The 15,654-nt window shown below is 70.7% G+C and carries 17 protein-coding genes; 15 read left to right on the top strand and 2 right to left on the bottom strand.

Features of this window, described 5'->3' with window-relative positions; genetic code table 11:
• The first annotated feature begins 2 nt into the window (after positions 1-2).
• From EZ242_RS17205 to EZ242_RS17170, 8 genes are all read left to right on the top strand, one after another.
• Entirely contained in the window at positions 3-1,025 is a 1,023-nt protein-coding gene (locus tag EZ242_RS17205; protein WP_135286434.1) for a TauD/TfdA family dioxygenase, read from the top strand.
• A gap of 11 nt (positions 1,026-1,036) precedes the next feature.
• A complete protein-coding gene (locus EZ242_RS17200; RefSeq protein ID WP_205960683.1) occupies positions 1,037-2,020 on the top strand; it encodes an NAD(P)H-quinone oxidoreductase in 984 nt (327 codons plus the stop codon).
• Positions 2,021-2,041: 21 nt separating this feature from the next.
• Positions 2,042-2,248, top strand: coding sequence for a tautomerase family protein (locus EZ242_RS17195; protein WP_135286432.1), 207 nt, complete (start codon positions 2,042-2,044; stop codon positions 2,246-2,248).
• A 4-nt stretch (positions 2,249-2,252) separates the two neighbouring features.
• On the top strand, positions 2,253-2,879 hold the full coding sequence (locus tag EZ242_RS17190; protein ID WP_135286431.1) for a short chain dehydrogenase: 627 nt from the start codon (positions 2,253-2,255) through the stop codon (positions 2,877-2,879).
• A gap of 172 nt (positions 2,880-3,051) precedes the next feature.
• On the top strand, positions 3,052-4,017 hold the full coding sequence (locus tag EZ242_RS17185) for a VOC family protein (protein WP_135286430.1): 966 nt from the start codon (positions 3,052-3,054) through the stop codon (positions 4,015-4,017).
• A gap of 20 nt (positions 4,018-4,037) precedes the next feature.
• Positions 4,038-4,262, top strand: a complete 225-nt coding sequence (locus tag EZ242_RS17180; protein ID WP_135286429.1) for a recombinase-like helix-turn-helix domain-containing protein — start codon at positions 4,038-4,040, stop codon at positions 4,260-4,262.
• Between the two features lie 18 nt (positions 4,263-4,280).
• Complete coding sequence (locus EZ242_RS17175) at positions 4,281-5,321, top strand: aromatic ring-hydroxylating oxygenase subunit alpha (RefSeq protein ID WP_205960676.1); 1,041 nt, start codon at positions 4,281-4,283, stop codon at positions 5,319-5,321.
• Between the two features lie 16 nt (positions 5,322-5,337).
• Complete coding sequence (locus tag EZ242_RS17170) at positions 5,338-6,294, top strand: PDR/VanB family oxidoreductase (RefSeq protein ID WP_135286428.1); 957 nt, start codon at positions 5,338-5,340, stop codon at positions 6,292-6,294.
• Between the two features lie 7 nt (positions 6,295-6,301).
• Here EZ242_RS17170 and EZ242_RS17165 read toward each other — a convergent pair whose 3' ends face one another.
• On the bottom strand, positions 6,302-6,823 hold the full coding sequence (locus EZ242_RS17165) for a MarR family winged helix-turn-helix transcriptional regulator (protein ID WP_240787140.1): 522 nt from the start codon (positions 6,821-6,823) through the stop codon (positions 6,302-6,304).
• A 107-nt stretch (positions 6,824-6,930) separates the two neighbouring features.
• On the opposite strand from EZ242_RS17165, the gene EZ242_RS17160 reads away from it, so the two are divergent.
• The 7 genes from EZ242_RS17160 to EZ242_RS17130 all read left to right on the top strand — a co-directional run bounded on the left by EZ242_RS17160 (position 6,931) and on the right by EZ242_RS17130 (position 14,892).
• A complete protein-coding gene (locus tag EZ242_RS17160; protein WP_135286427.1) occupies positions 6,931-7,920 on the top strand; it encodes a Bug family tripartite tricarboxylate transporter substrate binding protein in 990 nt (329 codons plus the stop codon).
• A gap of 118 nt (positions 7,921-8,038) precedes the next feature.
• On the top strand, positions 8,039-9,025 hold the full coding sequence (locus EZ242_RS17155; protein WP_135286426.1) for a Bug family tripartite tricarboxylate transporter substrate binding protein: 987 nt from the start codon (positions 8,039-8,041) through the stop codon (positions 9,023-9,025).
• A gap of 26 nt (positions 9,026-9,051) precedes the next feature.
• Positions 9,052-11,352, top strand: coding sequence for a xanthine dehydrogenase family protein molybdopterin-binding subunit (locus EZ242_RS17150; RefSeq protein WP_135286425.1), 2,301 nt, complete (start codon positions 9,052-9,054; stop codon positions 11,350-11,352).
• Positions 11,345-12,232 (top strand): FAD binding domain-containing protein, encoded by an 888-nt coding sequence (locus EZ242_RS17145; RefSeq protein WP_135286424.1) that lies wholly within the window; start codon positions 11,345-11,347, stop codon positions 12,230-12,232. The genes EZ242_RS17150 and EZ242_RS17145 overlap by 8 nt, the downstream gene beginning before the upstream one ends.
• Complete coding sequence (locus EZ242_RS17140; RefSeq protein WP_135286423.1) at positions 12,229-12,705, top strand: (2Fe-2S)-binding protein; 477 nt, start codon at positions 12,229-12,231, stop codon at positions 12,703-12,705. The genes EZ242_RS17145 and EZ242_RS17140 overlap by 4 nt, the downstream gene beginning before the upstream one ends.
• Positions 12,695-13,159: an SRPBCC family protein gene (locus tag EZ242_RS17135; RefSeq protein WP_135286422.1), complete on the top strand. Its 465-nt coding sequence runs from the start codon at positions 12,695-12,697 to the stop codon at positions 13,157-13,159. The genes EZ242_RS17140 and EZ242_RS17135 overlap by 11 nt, the downstream gene beginning before the upstream one ends.
• 71 nt (positions 13,160-13,230) lie before the next feature.
• A complete protein-coding gene (locus EZ242_RS17130; RefSeq protein WP_135286421.1) occupies positions 13,231-14,892 on the top strand; it encodes a hypothetical protein in 1,662 nt (553 codons plus the stop codon).
• Here EZ242_RS17130 and EZ242_RS17125 read toward each other — a convergent pair.
• Entirely contained in the window at positions 14,872-15,651 is a 780-nt protein-coding gene (locus tag EZ242_RS17125) for an SDR family oxidoreductase (RefSeq protein ID WP_135286420.1), read from the bottom strand. The two genes, EZ242_RS17130 and EZ242_RS17125, sit on opposite strands and share 21 nt — an antisense overlap.
• Positions 15,652-15,654 lie beyond the last annotated feature (3 nt).

The raw sequence follows: 15,654 nt of genomic DNA, 5'->3' as shown, positions 1-15,654 counted from the left end.
CCATGACCTCGATGCTCACCACCCCCTACACCGGCCCGAGCGCCTGGACGCGCGCGCAGATGGAGGCCGACGCGAGCTGGCGCTACCAGCTTTCGAGAGATGAAGTGGACCAGGTGCGCCGCGCGGTGGATGCGGCGGCGGGCACGGGCAAGCCGCTGGAGGACATCGGCGCGCAGGACTTCCCCCTGGGCTCGCTGCACGAGCGCATCCGCGTGCTGGCGCGCGAGCTGGAGGAAGGCCGGGGCTTCGAGCTGTGGCGTGGCCTGCCGGTGGACGACTGGACGCTGGAGGAACGCAGCATCGCCTACTGGGGCCTGGGCCGGCACCTGGGAGACCCGGTGGTGCAGAACGCGCGCGGCGAGCTGTTCGGCCATGTGCAGGACACGACCGGCGCCGACCCGCAGACCAACGCGAACACGCGCTTCTATCACACCAACCGCGCCGCGCCCTTCCACGTGGACGGTGCGGACATGGTGGGCCTCATGTGCGTGCGCACGGCCCAGGCCGGCGGCGCGAGCCTGGTGGTCAGTTCCACCAGCATCTACAACGCGCTGCTGCGGGACCGGCCGGACCTCATCCCGCTCCTTTACGACCGTCTGTGGTTCGACCATCGCGGCGAGCGCAATGCCGTCACCGGCGACCCCTGGTGGGTCACCTCCATCTGCGGCTGGAACGGGCGCAAGCTGTCCATGATGTACCTGCGCAACTTCATCGAGTCCGCGCAGCGCTACGAGGGCGCACCGCCGCTCTCACCACGCCACCACGAGCTGCTGGCGCTCATCGACCACTACGCCGAATCGCCCGAGCTGTGCCTGTCCATGGACTTCCGCCCCGGCGACATCCAGTGGCTGAACAACCATGTCACCCTGCACTCGCGCACCGGCTTCACCGACTGGCCCGAGCCCGATCGCAAGCGCTGGCTGATGCGCCTGTGGCTGAACCAATTCGAGCGCGATCGCTTCACCGAGACCTATGGCTTCTACGGCATTGCGGTGGATGCTCGGGGCGACAAGGCGGTGGCCTGAGCATGACGTCCATGCGCTGCGTGCAGGTGGAAGGCCCTGGCGGCCCCGAGGTGCTGCGCCTGGCCGAGATGCCGCTGCCCGAGCCCGGTCCGGGTGAGGTGCGCCTGAAGGTGCAGGCCGTGGGCATGAACCGCGCCGACATCGCCCAGCGCGCCGGCACCTACCCACCGCCGCCCGGGGCGAATCCGCTCCTGGGGCTGGAGGCGGCCGGCACGGTGGACGCCGTCGGCGAGGGCGTGGACACGCTGCATGCGGGTGACGCCGTCTGCGCCCTCACGCCGGGCGGCGCGTACGCGCAGTACGTGTGCGTGCCGGCCTCGCACTGCCTGCCTTTTCCGCCGGGTTTCGACCTCGTGCAGGCGGCCGCTTTCCCCGAGGCGGCCTGGACGGTGTGGAGCAACGTCTATGAGCAGGCGCGCCTCGCTCCCGGCGAGCGCCTGCTGGTGCATGGCGGCGCGAGCGGCGTGGGCAGCTTCGCGATCCAGCTGGCCGTGGCGCGCGGGCATGAGGTGCTGGCGACCGTGGGCAGCGCGCAGAAGGCGGCCATCGTCGAAGGCTGGGGCGCACGCGCCATCCGGTACCGCGAGGAGCGCTTCGAGGACCGCGTGACCGAGCTCACGGGCGGTCGCGGCGTGAACGTCATCCTGGACATGGTCGGCGGCGACTACACCGCACGCAACGTACGCTGCCTGGCCCTGGATGGGCGCCTCGTGCAGATCGCCTTCCAGCAGGGCGCCACCGCCACGCTGGAGTGGATGGAGGTGCTGCGCCGGCGCGCGGTCATCACCGGTACGCTGCTGCGCCCCCGCAGCGTCGAGGACAAGGCGCGCATCGGCACGGCGGTGGTGCGCGAGCTCTGGCCGCTCTATGCCTCGGGCCGGCTCGCCCCGCCGGTGGTCGATCGCGTCTTTCCCATGACCGAGGTGCAGGCCGCCCATGCCTACATGGACAGCGGCCGCCACGTCGGCAAGATCGTCCTCGCCTGGAACCCCTGAGAAGCTGAAGAGAGAACCCCCATGCCCATCGTCAAAGTCGAGATGCTGGCCGGCCGCGACGCCGAGACCAAGCAGCGCATCGCCACCGAAATCACCGAGACGCTCGCGCGCCATGCGGGCAGCGACCCCGCGCATGTGTACGTGATGTTCAACGACGTCGCCCATGCCGACTGGGCCGTGGGCGGCCGCTTCTTCACGCCGCCGCCCCCGCCGGTGCTGGCGGACTGAGGCCATGGCGCAGTCCCGCAAGCGCATCCTGCTGGTCGGCGCCGGCGGCGTGATCGGCCGCGCGGTGCACGAGGCCTTGCGCGCCTCGCACGAGGTCATCACCGCCGGCCTGGCCGACGCGGACCATGTCTTCGACCTGGCCGACGCCAAGGCCACGGCGCAGGCCCTGGGCACGATGGGCGAGCTGGACGCGGTGGTCTCCACCGCCGGCCGTGCGCACTTCCGGCCGCTGGCCGCCATCGAGCCCGCCGCGCTGGAGGACTCCGTCTATGGCCTGGGCCTGCGGGACAAGCTGCTCGGGCAGGTGAACCTGGCCCTGGCCGCGCGCGCCGTGCTGCGCGAGGGCGGCTCCATCACCCTCACCTCCGGCACCACCAGCGACGAGCCGATCCTGGGCGGATCGTCCCTGAGCATGGTCAACGGCGCGATCGAACACTGGGCCATGGCGGCAGCTACCGAGCTGCCGCGCGGCCTGCGCCTGAACGTGGTCAGCCCCAGCCTGGTCGAGGGCACGCCGGCACCCGCCGTGGCGGCGTTCCCGGGGTTCGAGCTGGTGAGCGGCGCGCGGGTGGCCTTGGCTTACCTGCGTTGCCTTGAGAGCGGGATCACGGGGCGGGTGATCCGCGTCTGAGCCGGCGTGCGCAGGCTGCGCGCGACCCGGCCGTCGCATCGACCATGCCAATCAGTCGGAATTGGCCGGCGGGCTTGCCTCCGGGAAGCCGCTGCGTAAAATGCGGGACGTCTCATATCCGAAACTGCGTTTCATATAAGAAACAGCTCGACGGATCCACAAGGGAATCAACATGCGTGTGCAAGGGATCGACGAGGTCACTTTCGGCGCGGCCGATCTGGCCCGGTGCCGACAGTTCTTCACCGACTGGGGCCTGACGCTGGTGGCCGAGGCCCCCGACCAGCTGGACTTCGAGTGCCTCAACGGCTGCCGGGTGGTGGTGGTGCACTCGGACAAGCCCGGCGTTCCCGCCGGCGTGGAGCCGGACCCCACGCTGCGGCAGGTGGTCTGGGGCGTGCAGGACGAATCGGCGCTGGCCGAGGCGCGCGAGCGGCTGGCCGACCAGCCCGGCTTCGTGGACGCGGACGGCCGCGTGGGCTGCACCGACCCGAACGGCCTGGCGCTGCGCCTGCAGCTCACGCGCAAGCACGCCATCGAGCTGGAGTCCGCCCAGGCCAACACCTGGGGCCAGCGCAGCCGCATCGACAAGCCCAGCCCCGCCTACGAGCGCGCGCACCCTGTCGAGGTGGGCCACGTGGTCTTCTTCGTGACGGACATCGAGACCACCACGCGCTTCTACCAGGACAAGCTGGGCTTCATCCTCTCGGACCGCTACCCGGGCCGCGGCAGCTTCCTGCGCTGCGCGCCGGAGGGCGGCCACCACGACCTGTTCCTGTTGCAGCCGCCGCAGCCGCGCAAGGGCCTGAACCACGTGGCCTTCGTGGTGCGCGACCTGCACGAGGTCTTCGGCGGCGGCATGCACATGTCGCGCTGCGGCTGGGAAACCGAACTCGGCCCGGGCCGCCACCCCGTGTCCTCCGCGATCTTCTGGTACTTCGTCAGCCCCGCCGGTGGCCTGATCGAGTACTACACCGACGAGGACGAACTCACCGCCGCCTGGCAGCCGCGCGACATCACGCCCGGACCCACCATGTTCGCCGAGTGGGCGATCAAGGGCGGCATCGATGGCCACACCCGGCGCCAGCACCAGGCCGAGGCGCCCACCGGCCAGTTCATGACCGACCGCCCCAAGCCCTGATCCCCCGCCAGGAGAACGCCATGCGCACCCCCGAGCTTTACAACGAGACCCACCAGACCCGCAGCGCGCCGCCCACGGCTTTCGAGAGCCTGCTGGGCGATGCCATCGAGCGCGCCTTCGCCCAGGGCATCCACGACCTGGACGGCATGGTCGGCTACCTCAACCGCTCCGGCCCCTCGGCCCCGAACGGCCAGCCCTGGACGCCCGACAACTACCAGGCCCTGATGGCGCGCCTGGGTGCCTGAGGTCAACGGAGAAGCCCCATGCAAATGTCCAACGTCATGTTCCAGCAGGACCCCGTCGACGCCGCGCTCGAAGTCGGCCTCAAGGACCTGTGGTATCCCGTGTGCCCGTCCGCCTTCGTGCAGGACAAGCCCATCTCGCTGCGCCGCCTGGGCTACAAGATCGTGCTGTGGCGCGACGCCGCCACCGGCCAGGTGAACGCCCTGGAGGACCACTGCCCGCACCGCGGCGCGCCGCTGTCGCTGGGCGTGAACCTCGGTGACCGCGTGGCCTGCCCCTACCACGGCGTGGAGGTGCGGCACGACGGCGTGGTCACGCGCGTGCCCGGCAGCCCCGGCTGCAAGCTGGAAGGCTCGCGCGCGGCGCGCCGCTTCCATGCCCAGGAAAGCAATGGCGCGGTGTTCCTCTTCAACGCCACCGACTCGCACCTGGAGTCCGCCCCGCCGCTGCGCCTGCCCGAGGAGCTCACCTCGCCCGAGTGGTCCTCCTTCCTCTGCTACACCGAGTGGGGCTGCGACTACCGCTACGTGATCGACAACGTGATCGACCCCATGCACGGTGCCTTCCTGCACAAGCAGTCGCACTCCATGGCCGAGGGCGAGATCAGCGCCGAGTTCCAGCTGCGCAACACCGAGACCGGCTTCGTCTTCGAGAAGAAGGGCCAGCGCGACGTGAACTTCGACTGGACCGAGTGGATGGACACGGGCATCCACGTCATGCGCCTGGAGATCCCCTATCCGAAGACGGGCGGGCCCGGCGGCAACTTCACCATCATCGGCAGCTACACCCCCATCAACAAGCAGGTGGCGGGCGTCTTCCACTGGCGCTGCCGCAAGGTCTCGGGCTGGCAGCGCGACACCTGGCGCTTCCTCTACAAGAACCGGCTGGAGGAGCGGCACTGGAACGTGCTGGAGCAGGACCGCCTGGCCATCGAGAACATGGAGCCCGACGCCAACCGCCGCGAGCACCTGTACCAGCACGACATGGGCGTGGTGCGACTGCGCCGCCAGCTCAAGGCGCTGGCGGCCAAGCAGCTCGAGGCCGCGGGCGCGAAGGCCTGAGAACCCGGGCCAGCGCATGTCCCTCCTGCAAGCGCGCGTGCGCACCCTGCGGCACGAAGCCGAAGGCGTGATCGGCATCGAGCTGGTGCCCGCCCCGGGCCACGCCTTCCCGCCCTTCGAGGCCGGGGCGCACATCGACCTGCACCTGCAGGCCGGCTTCGTGCGCAGCTACTCGCTGCTGAACGACCCCGCCGAGCGCGGCCGCTACCTGCTGGGCGTGCTGAACGACCGCGCAAGCCGCGGCGGATCGCGCTGGGTGCACGAGCAGCTGCGCGTGGGCACGGTGCTGTCCATCTCCGCGCCGCGCAACCACTTCATGCTGGACGAGCAGGCCGCGCATTCGGTGCTGGTGGCCGGTGGCATCGGGATCACGCCGCTGCTGTCCATGGCGCGGCGGCTGAAAAGCCTCGGCCGGTCCTTCGAGTTGATCTATCTCGCCCGCTCGCGCGAGCAGGCCGCCTTCACGGACGACGTGCGTGCGCTGGACGCGCCCGTCACCTGGCACTTCGACGCCGAGCACGGCGGCCCGCCCGACCTGCGCCGCCTGCTGGAGGACCGCCCCGCAGGGCGCAACACGCACTACTACGCCTGCGGCCCGGCGCCGATGCTCGATGCCTTCGAGCGCCACTGCGCGGAGCTGGGCTACGCGCAGGTGCACGTCGAGCGCTTTGCCGCCGTGGAGATTCAGGCCGCCGCGGACGCCCGCGCGGCCTACACGGTGGAACTGCGAAGCTCCGGCAAGCTGATCGCGGTCACGCCGGGGCAGACGCTGCTGCAGGCCATCCGCGCCAGCGGCGTGGAGCCGCTGACGAGTTGCGAGGACGGCATCTGCGGCGCCTGCGAGACACGGGTGATCGAGGGCTGCCCCGACCACCGCGACAGCGTGCTCAGCGCCGCCGAGCGCGAGGCGGGCCGCAGCATGATGATCTGCGTGGGCGGTTGCCGCAGCGACCGGCTGGTGCTGGAGCTGTGATGCTGCCTCACTCCGAGCCGTCGATGGGCCCCGAGCGCTCGCACACCTCGCGCAGTCGCTTGAGCGCGCGGTACATGGCGATGCGCTCCTCGCGACTGAGCGTCAGCAGCATGGCCGCCTGGCTGCGCTGCGCGAAGGGCATCACCTCTTCGTACAGCGCCTTGCCCTTGGCCGTGATGCGGCAGCGCAGCTGCTTCCAGCGCGGGTTGCCCTCGCTGCCTTCCAGCGCCACCAGGCCGCGCTCCTGCATCAGCTTGAGCGTGCGACTCACCTGGGCCTTGTCGGCCACCGACTGCACCACCAGCTCCGAAAAACTCATCTCGCCCGCCTCGGCCAGTACCGAGAGCATGCGCCACTCGGACACCGTGAGGCCGAAGCGCTCCGCGTACGGCAGGGTGATGGTCCGGCGCAGTGCGCTGGCCGTGCGGGCGACCATGGTGGTCACGAAATCCGGCACCCGCAGGCCCTCGCCGCTTTCGTCGAGGTCGGCCCAGGGCTCGCTGGCACGATCCTTGTTTGTACGAGTCAACGCGCGTGCTCCTTGAAGGGTTCGTTTCGCCAAGACACAGCCGCTGCACTCACGTCAACAGCCTCCCACTTCCCACTCGTTCCTGCTTTTACTCAACGGGTCTTCCCATGCGTCTCATCCGTCGTCACTTCCTCGGCGCTGCCGTCCTCGCGCTCGCGCCCACCGCCCTCCTGCCCCTGCCCGCCGCGGCGCAGAACTGGCCGGGCAAGGCTATCACCATCGTCGTCGCCTACCCCGCCGGCGGTGACACCGACCTGATCGCGCGCGTCATCGCCGAGAAGCTCTCGCCGCGCCTGAAGGTGCCGGTGGTGGTGGACAACAAGCCGGGCGCCGCCGGCACCATCGGCAACAGCTTCGTTTCCAAGGCCGCGCCCGACGGCCACACCCTGCTGCTGACCCCCAAGACCTTCACCACCGCGCAGCAGGTGCTGAAGGTGGCGCCGAGCAGCGCCTACGACGTGATCAACGGCTTCGAGCCCATCGTGCTCACCACCTACCAGCCGCTGATCCTGGTGGCGCATCCGGGCAAAGGCTACAAGTCCGTGCCCGAGATGATCCAGGCTGCCAAGTCCGGCAAGGGCGTGACCTACGCCAGCCCCGGCAGCGGCTCGCCCATGCACATCATCGGCGAGTGGCTCAACCGGGAAGCCGGCGTCAAGCTCACGCACGTCCCGTACAAGGGCATCGCTCCCTCGGTGACCGACGTGGTCGCCGGCCACGTGGACACCGCCTGGCTCACCCCGGGCGTGGTCTCGCAGTACATGAACGAGGGCAAGCTGGTGCCGCTGGCCGTCGCCGATCCGAAGCGCTCGCCGCTGGTGCCCCAGGTGCCCACGCTGGTCGAGGCCGGCTACAAGGACATCGTCAATCCGTCCTGGATGGGCCTGTACGCGCCCAAGGGCACGCCGGCCCCTGTGGTCGCCGCCCTGAACCAGCACGTCAACGAGATCCTCAAGATGCCCGAGGTCGTCGCCAAGATCACCGCCGTGGGCTCCACGCCCGGTGGCGGCACGCCCGAGGTGCTGGCCAAGGCCACGGCCGAGGACTTCCACAAGATGGGCAAGATCATCAAGGAGCTGGGCATCACCGCCGACTGATGCCCTGCTTCACGCACCCCTCGGGGTGCTTTTCTCGCTTTCTCTGTTGATCGATCAACCGTTATGCCCTAGTGTGATGTCCTGCAACCGATTTCCCCACCCTTCCAAGGAGCCCTCGATGACCTTCTCCCGCCGCCACCTCGTCCTGGCCTGCGCCGCCGCGGGCACCCTGATCGCCGCGCCCGCCATGGCGCAGGGCGGGTCCTACCCGACCAAGCCCATCTCCATCGTGGTCTCCTACCCGCCGGGCGGTGACACGGACGCGATCGCACGCCTGTTCGCCGAGAAGCTCACGCAGCGCCTGAAGCAGACGGTGATCGTGGAGAACAAGCCCGGCGCCGGCGGCACCATCGGCAACACCTTCGTGAGCCGCGCCGCGCCCGACGGCTACACGCTGCTGTTCACGCCCAACCCCTTCACGACCGCGCCCATGGTCATGAACCTGCCGGCCAGCGCCAGCTACGACGTGCTCAATGGCTTCGAGCCGGTCATCAAGACGGCCGTGCAGCCGCTGGTGCTGGTGGCCCACCCGAGCGTGGGCGTGAAGAACGTGCCCGAGCTCGTCGCCCAGGCCAAGGGCGGCAAGTCCCTCAGCTACGCCAGCCCCGGCGCGGGTTCGCCCATGCACGTGCTGGGCGAATGGCTGAACAAGTCCGCCGGCGTGAACCTGCAGCACGTGGCCTACCGCGGCGTCGGCCCCTCGGTCAACGACGTGGTCGCCGGCCACGTGAACACCGCCTGGGTCACGCTGGGCGCGGTGTCGCAGTACACCAGCACCGGCCGCCTGGTGCCGCTGGCCATCGGCGACGCCAAGCGCAGCCCGCTCGCCCCGCAGGTGCCCACGCTGGTGGAAGCCGGCTACAAGGACGTGGTCGTGGGCGCCTGGAACGGCTTCTTCGCGCCCAAGGGCACGCCGGCTGCCGTGGTCAGCACCATCAACAGCCACATGAACGAGATCCTCAAGCAGCCCGACGTGGTGCAGAAGCTCGCCACCTTCGGCGCGCTGCCCGTGGGCGGCGAGCCCTCGGTGCTGGGCACGACCAACGCGGACGAATACAAGGTCATGAGCCGCGTCATCAAGGACCTGGGCATCCAGGCGAACTGAGGCCGCGGATCAGGGAGGCAACGCCCATGGCGACCGATGAATCCACCCTGGGCCGGGACGTCGCCCAGGTCAACGCCCGGGCCAAGGTGCTCGGGCGCGCGCAGTACGCCGGCGACATCCAGCTGCCCGGCATGCTGCACGGCAAGGTGCTGCGCAGCCCCTACCCGCATGCGCGCATCGTGCGCATCGACACCTCGCGCGCCGAGCAGCTGCCGGGCGTCAAGGCGGTGCTCACGGGGGCCAACAGCCCCGCAACGCCATGGGGCGTGCACCACAAGGACCGCCGCACCCTGGCGCTGGACGTGGTGCGCTTCGCCGGCCAGGAAGTCGCGGCCGTGGCCGCGAGCACCGAGGACACCGCGCGCGACGCGCTGGACCTGATCGACATCGAGTACGAGGAGCTTGCGCCTCTGCTCACGGTGGACGAGGCCCTGGCCCCCGGCGCCGCGGAAGTGCACGCCGGCCACTCGAACCTGGTGCACGAGATCGCCTTCGACCGCGGCGACGTGGACGCCGGCTTCGCCTCGGCGCACCTCGTGCACGAGGCCACGTACGCCACCCACCCGCAGTACCCGGGCTACATGGAACCCATGGCCAGCGTGGCCACGGTCGATGCCGACGGGCGCCTGCAGGTCTGGACCGCCACGCAGTCGGCCTTCCTGGTGCGCGACCGCCTGGCCAAGGTGCTGCAGATGCCGGCATCGCGCATCCGCGTGATCCAGGCCACCACCGGCGGCGGCTTCGGCGGCAAGATCATCGAGGACGCCAACAGCCTCATCGCCGCCATGCTGGCGCTGGCCGCGCGGCGTCCGGTGCGCCTGGTGAACAACCGGCTGGAGGACTTCCTCGCCTGCCCCACCAGCCTGCCCGAACGCATCACGCTCAAGCTGGGCATGGACGAGGGCGGCCGCATCGTGGCCAAGCAGGTGGACATCGTGGCCGACTGCGGCGCCTTCAGCGGCCTCACGCCCGAGATCATGCATGTCTCGGCCATGCGCAGCGACAACATGCACCGCAACCGCAACGTGCGCTCGCGCGCGCGGCTGGTCTACACCCACACCCCGCCGCACGGCGCCTTCCGCGGCTTCGGCGGCACGCAGATGCTGTTCGCGCTGAACAGCCACATCGACACCATGGCCCGCCAGCTCGGGCTGGACCCGGTGGAGGTGCACCGCCGCAACGCCATCGAGGCGGGCGAGACCTCGGTGCACGGCTGGAAGATCGGCAGCACCGGGCTGCAGCAGTGCCTGTCGCAATGCGTGGAGGCTCTCGACTGGTCCGCCAAACGCGCTCGCGCGGCCTCTTCGGGCCGGCTGCGCCGCGGCGTGGGCGTGGCCGCGGCCATGCACGTGAGCGGCAACCGCACCATCGGCAACTGGGACGGCTCCACCGTCATGCTCAAGGTCAACGAGGACGGCCGCGTGATCGTCCACAGCAGCGAGGCCGACGTGGGCCAGGGCGCGATGACCATGCTGGCGCAGATCGTGGCGCACGAGCTGAACATCCCGCTCGCGCACGTGCACGTGGCCCTGCCGGACACCGACCACTCGCCCTACTGCATCGGCACGCTCGCCTCGCGCGTGACCATCGTGGCCGGCAACGCCGCCATCGTCGCGGCCCGCGCGGCACGCGAGAAGCTGTTCGCGCTGGCGTCGACCAAGCTGGACGTGCCGGTGGAGCAGCTGGAGATCCGCGAAGGCTGCGTGATGGTGCAGGGCGCCGCCGAACGGCGCCTCACGCTCGCGGCCCTGGCGCGCGAACACATCTGGCGCCACGGCGGCCACGAGATCCTGGTCACCGGCAGCTGGGACGCCAAGACGCAGATGCACGACAAGCTCATGGGCAACGTGGCGCCCGCCTATTCCTTCGCCGCGCAGGCGGTGGAGGTGGAGGTGGACACCGAGACCGGCCAGGTGCGGCTGGTGGACAGCTTCGTCGCCGACGACTGCGGCAAGGCCCTCAACCCCGTGGCCGTCCACGGCCAGAGCAACGGCGCGGCGGCCCAGGCCATCGGCTGGGCGCTGTACGAGCAGCTCAAGCTGGAGGACGGCCGCATCGCCAACGGCAACTTCGCCGACTACACGATGCCGACGCCCGATTCGCTGCCCGCGCTGCGCAGCGGCATCGTGGAATCCAACGACCCCAACGGCCCCTACGGTGCCAAGGGTGCGAGCGAATGCGCCATCCTGCCCGGCGCGCCGGCCATCGCCAATGCGGTGTTCGACGCGGTGGGCGTGCGCATCACCGAGCTGCCCATCACGCCCGAGAAGGTGCTGGCGGGCCTGCGGGCGCTGCGCGAACAGAAGGAGGGCGCGGGCCATGCGTGAATTCGACTACCTGGAGCCCACCTCCGTGCAGGAGGCCAGCCGCATGCTGGCCGACCTGGGCGACGAGGCCCGGCTGATGGCCGGCGGCACGGCGCTGATGCTGGCCATGCGCCAGCGCATGCTGGTGCCCACGCACATCGTCTCGGCGGCGCGCATCGAGGCGCTGCGCGGCATCCGCTGGGACGCCACCGAGGGCCTGCGCATCGGCGCGCTCTCGCGCCACATCGACATCGCGCGCAGCGAGCTGGTGCAGCGCCACGTGCCCATGCTGGCCGACATGGCCGCGCGCCTGGCCAACCCGCAGGTGCGCCACCAGGGCACGCTGGGCGGCAACCTCTGCTATGGCGACCCGTCCACCGACCCGCCCGGATGCCTCATGGCCCTGGGTGCGCAGCTGGTGCTGGCGAACCATCGGGGCGAACGCGTGCTGCCCGTGGAGGAGTTCCTGGTGGACTTCTTCGAAACGGCCCTCGGGCCGGACGAACTGGTGCTGGAAGTGCGCGTGCCGCCGCTGTCCGAAGACGCGACCGGGCACTACACCCGCTTTCGCCGCACTGCGGCCGAGCACCGCCCGCTGGTGAACGTGTCCGTGCTCGCGCGGCACGAGGGCCGGCTGTGCCGGCAGGCCCGCATCGTGGTCGGCGCCTCGGTGCCGGTGCCGCAGCGCGTGCGCGAGGCCGAGGCCCTGCTCGAAGGCGCCATGGTCACGCCGCGGCTGGCCGAGGACGTGGCGGCCCGCGTGGCCGAGGCGATCGAGCCGATCGACGACCTGCGCGGCTCACAGGAATTCCGCCGTGAGATGGTGCGCGTGAACACGCAGCGCACGCTGGAACAGGTGTTCGGCCTGGCCGTGGCACCGATCGAGGGAGAAACGCGATGAGCAAACACACGATCCGATGCGAGGTCAACGGCGAGCAGGTCGAGGCGGAGGTGCCGGCCCGGCGCATGCTGTCCGACTTCCTGCGCGAGGACCTGCACCTGACCGGCACCAAGCGCGGCTGCGAGACCGGCACCTGCGGCGCCTGCTCGGTGCGGGTGGACGGGGAGCTGGTCAAGTCCTGCCTGCAACTGGCCGTGCACGTGCAGGGCCGCTCGGTGCAGACCGTCGAGGGCCTGGCCCGCGGCGACACGCTGCACCCGCTGCAGGAAGGCTTCATGGCCTGCGGCGGCCTGCAATGCGGCTACTGCACGCCCGGAATGCTGATGGCCTCCTGCGCGCTGCTGGACGCGAACCCCCGGCCCACGGAAGAACAGGTCCGCGAGGGCCTGGCCGGCAACCTGTGCCGGTGCACGGGCTACACGCAGATCGTGGAATCGGTCCTCGTGGCCGCGGAGAAGATGCATGGAAATTGAAAAGAACGTCACCCTGCCCGGCACGCCCGAACAGGTCTGGGCCCTGCTGCTGGACCCCGCCGTCATGGGCGACTGCGTGCCCGGCATGGAGTCCATCGAGGTGGTGAGCGACGTCGAGTACGTCGCGGTGATGAAGGTGAAGTTCTCCTTCATCAGCGCGAAGTTCAAGCTGCGCACCAAGATCGTCGAGCAGCACCCGCCCACGTTCCTGCGCAGCGAAGGCACCGGCGAGGACGCGGCCGTGGCCAGCTCGCTCAAGCAGCGCAGCGACATCTCGCTGGCCGCCGTGGAAGGCGGCACCGCCCTGGGCATGAAGGTGAAGGTGGAAATCCTCGGCCGCCTAGGCACCTTCGGCCTGAGCGCCGTGAAGACCAAGGCCGACCGGCTGTGGGACGAGTTCTGCGCGAATTTGGGAAGCCGGCTCGCGCCGTCGCAGGCGCAGGCCGCAGGCTGACGCCGGCTTGAGGCCGGCGTGCCGGCCCGATCCAATGGCGCTCTTTCAACTCCGCCTCCGAAAGAGCGCCCATGCTCCCCACAGCCTCCCGCACCCGTTCACCCTCCCTCGCCGACCGGCCGGCCACGCCCCCGCTCGACGTGGCCATCACGCGCGCGTCCATCCCCTCGTCGCGCGCCGTCCACGAAGGCCTGGGCGCGCAGATCGCCCCTGCCCCGCAGCGCAAGCTGCGCGAGCGGCCCGTCGTGCTTGCCTGCGGCGCCGCACGGCCCGTGCGGCGCGCTGTGCCGGATGCAGCGAGCCGCATCGTGCCCGCGCCTGCAACGGCACTTGGCCGCGCCACGGCGCACCTGGGACTGGAGCGTGCCGACCGCTTCGTCGACCTCTGCCTGACCGGCGCCCACGATCCCGACGACATCGAAGCCGCTGCGCGGACCTTCGCCGCGCGCGGCCTGGCCCACGCCCGCACCCCACGCCGTGCCGACGCCGCGCGGCGCCTCGTCTTCCGCGCGCTCGCGCCGCGGCTGCTTAACCTTGCCCCGGCGAAGAACCCGCGGCTGGACGCCCTCGTGCGCGGCCTCCTGGGCGGCTGCGAACGGGTCGCCGACACGCGCCCACCCACCTGCGTGCCGCGGCCGATCGAAATGCTGCTGCGTGCGCTGCTGGCCATCAGGGCGCCAGGGGCGAACGAGCATGCCCTGGGCCAGGCCTGCTGGCGGGTGGCGCAGGCGCTCGCGAAGGCCACACCCGACCCGGACACGCTCTGCTGGCACCTGAGCCGGTTGTTCCCGATGGTCATTGCGGGCCATCCGCTCGCGGAGCCGCTGCAGACCGCTCGCTTCCTCGTGGACGAGGACAACCTCACCCTCGTGCGCAGCCTGGCGCGCGCCCTCGCGCAGGGCCCGGACGCGATGAAGGCGGCCTTCCTCGTGGCCGTGCTGCCGCCGGACATCCACAGCGAAGTGCGGATGGCGCTGATGCGGACCGTGCGGGAGGCTTGGGCTTGCGCATCCAACGGCCCGGGGGCAGGCGCACCGTCCACGTCAGACCTCGCGCTGATGCTGCACACGCTCCTGACCCACCCCACCGTGTCGCCGGGCGAATCGCTGTACCCCCTGGAGGCCCTGGCCTTCCCCGAGAACGATGCCGAGTTCGACGAAATCGGCCGCGTCTTCACGGTCAGCCAGCGCCTCGCCCCCATCGAGCGGGAGCGGCTGGTCTGCCTGCTGGTCGAGCTCGACGTGGAACGTTACCGGTGCGGCGACATACCGGTGCCCTCGCCCACCGAAAAGCAGTTGCTGGCCACGGCGGCCAACGCCCCCGAGTTGCCGCTCGCGCTGCGTGGTGAGCTGGCCTGCCGCTGGGGTGGCGAACTCGACGAGGACGAGGAGATGGAAGAACTGCTGCACGCCTGCGACACCAAGGCGCGCACCGGCCACGCGCGCGCACCGGACATGGCGGCCGCGCACCTGGGCCTTCGCTTGTCCATGCGGCTCGATCCCTGGGACCTCGCCACGAGCCTGTCCTGGCCCGAACGCCTGCTGGCCTGGCAGATCGAGCAGCGCATCGCGCCCGACGGCCCGCCGCCCGCGCCTGCCGTGCTGGCGCAGTGGCTGGCGCGTGTGCGCAAGGAATCCGACGCGGAGTTGCGGCCCCACCTGATCGAGGAGGTCCGCCAGCGCAGCCTGCAGTCCGTCCGCGCCTCGGAGCTCTCAGAAAACGCCGGGGAATGAACCCCCGTCGATCAGCACGTTCTGCCCGTTGATGTAGCCCGCGTGCACGCTGCACAGGAAGGCGCAGGTCTTGCCCAGCTCGTCGGGCTGGCCGAAGCGCCGGGCGGGGTGCTTGGCCAGGCGGCGCGCGCGGAACTCCTCGGTGCTGATGCCTTCGCGCCGCGCCTGCGCGGCCTGGTTGCTCGCCAGCCGCGCGGTGTCGAAGGTGCCGGGCAGCAGGTTGTTGATGGTCACGCCCCGGGCCACCACGCTGCGCGCCAGGCCGGCCACGAAACCGGTGAGGCCGGCGCGCGCGCCGTTGGACAGGCCCAGGATCTCCAGCGGCGACTTCACCGCGCTGGAGGTGAGGTTGACGATGCGGCCGAAGCCGCGCGCCATCATGCCGTCCACCGTGGCCTTGATCAGCTCGATGGGGGCGAGCATGTTCGCATCCACCGCGGCGATCCAGTCCTCGCGCGACCAGTCGCGAAAGTCGCCCGCCGGCGGGCCCGAGGCGTTGGTCACCAGGATGTCGAAGTCGGCATGCGCGGCGAAGATCCTGGCGCGCCCTTCGGCGGTGGTGACGTCGGCGGCCACCCAATCGACCTTCCCTGCGCCCTGCACCGCCAGGTCGGACGCGGCCAGGCGCAGCGGTCCCTCCGTGCGCGCCGCGAGCACCACGTGCACGCCCTCGGCCACCAGCGCCCGCGCGCAGGCCAGGCCCAGGCCGGCACTGGCCCCGCACACCAAGGCCTTGCGGCCCGCGATCCCCAGGTCCATGGC

This window comes from Ramlibacter rhizophilus (assembly GCF_004681965.1).
GTDB lineage: Bacteria > Pseudomonadota > Gammaproteobacteria > Burkholderiales > Burkholderiaceae_C > Ramlibacter > Ramlibacter rhizophilus.
This window is presented reverse-complemented; position numbering and strand designations above follow the sequence as displayed.

Coding starts and splice junctions, on each gene's coding strand:
- EZ242_RS17175 (WP_205960676.1), top strand. CDS start 4,281: ATGCAAATGTCCAACGTCATGTTCCAGCAGGACCCCGTCGACGCCGCG.
- EZ242_RS17155 (WP_135286426.1), top strand. CDS start 8,039: ATGACCTTCTCCCGCCGCCACCTCGTCCTGGCCTGCGCCGCCGCGGGC.
- EZ242_RS17135 (WP_135286422.1), top strand. CDS start 12,695: ATGGAAATTGAAAAGAACGTCACCCTGCCCGGCACGCCCGAACAGGTC.
- EZ242_RS17160 (WP_135286427.1), top strand. CDS start 6,931: ATGCGTCTCATCCGTCGTCACTTCCTCGGCGCTGCCGTCCTCGCGCTC.
- EZ242_RS17185 (WP_135286430.1), top strand. CDS start 3,052: ATGCGTGTGCAAGGGATCGACGAGGTCACTTTCGGCGCGGCCGATCTG.
- EZ242_RS17145 (WP_135286424.1), top strand. CDS start 11,345: ATGCGTGAATTCGACTACCTGGAGCCCACCTCCGTGCAGGAGGCCAGC.
- EZ242_RS17140 (WP_135286423.1), top strand. CDS start 12,229: ATGAGCAAACACACGATCCGATGCGAGGTCAACGGCGAGCAGGTCGAG.
- EZ242_RS17150 (WP_135286425.1), top strand. CDS start 9,052: ATGGCGACCGATGAATCCACCCTGGGCCGGGACGTCGCCCAGGTCAAC.
- EZ242_RS17170 (WP_135286428.1), top strand. CDS start 5,338: ATGTCCCTCCTGCAAGCGCGCGTGCGCACCCTGCGGCACGAAGCCGAA.
- EZ242_RS17205 (WP_135286434.1), top strand. CDS start 3: ATGACCTCGATGCTCACCACCCCCTACACCGGCCCGAGCGCCTGGACG.
- EZ242_RS17190 (WP_135286431.1), top strand. CDS start 2,253: ATGGCGCAGTCCCGCAAGCGCATCCTGCTGGTCGGCGCCGGCGGCGTG.
- EZ242_RS17200 (WP_205960683.1), top strand. CDS start 1,037: ATGCGCTGCGTGCAGGTGGAAGGCCCTGGCGGCCCCGAGGTGCTGCGC.
- EZ242_RS17130 (WP_135286421.1), top strand. CDS start 13,231: ATGCTCCCCACAGCCTCCCGCACCCGTTCACCCTCCCTCGCCGACCGG.
- EZ242_RS17125 (WP_135286420.1), bottom strand. CDS start 15,651: ATGGACCTGGGGATCGCGGGCCGCAAGGCCTTGGTGTGCGGGGCCAGT.
- EZ242_RS17195 (WP_135286432.1), top strand. CDS start 2,042: ATGCCCATCGTCAAAGTCGAGATGCTGGCCGGCCGCGACGCCGAGACC.
- EZ242_RS17180 (WP_135286429.1), top strand. CDS start 4,038: ATGCGCACCCCCGAGCTTTACAACGAGACCCACCAGACCCGCAGCGCG.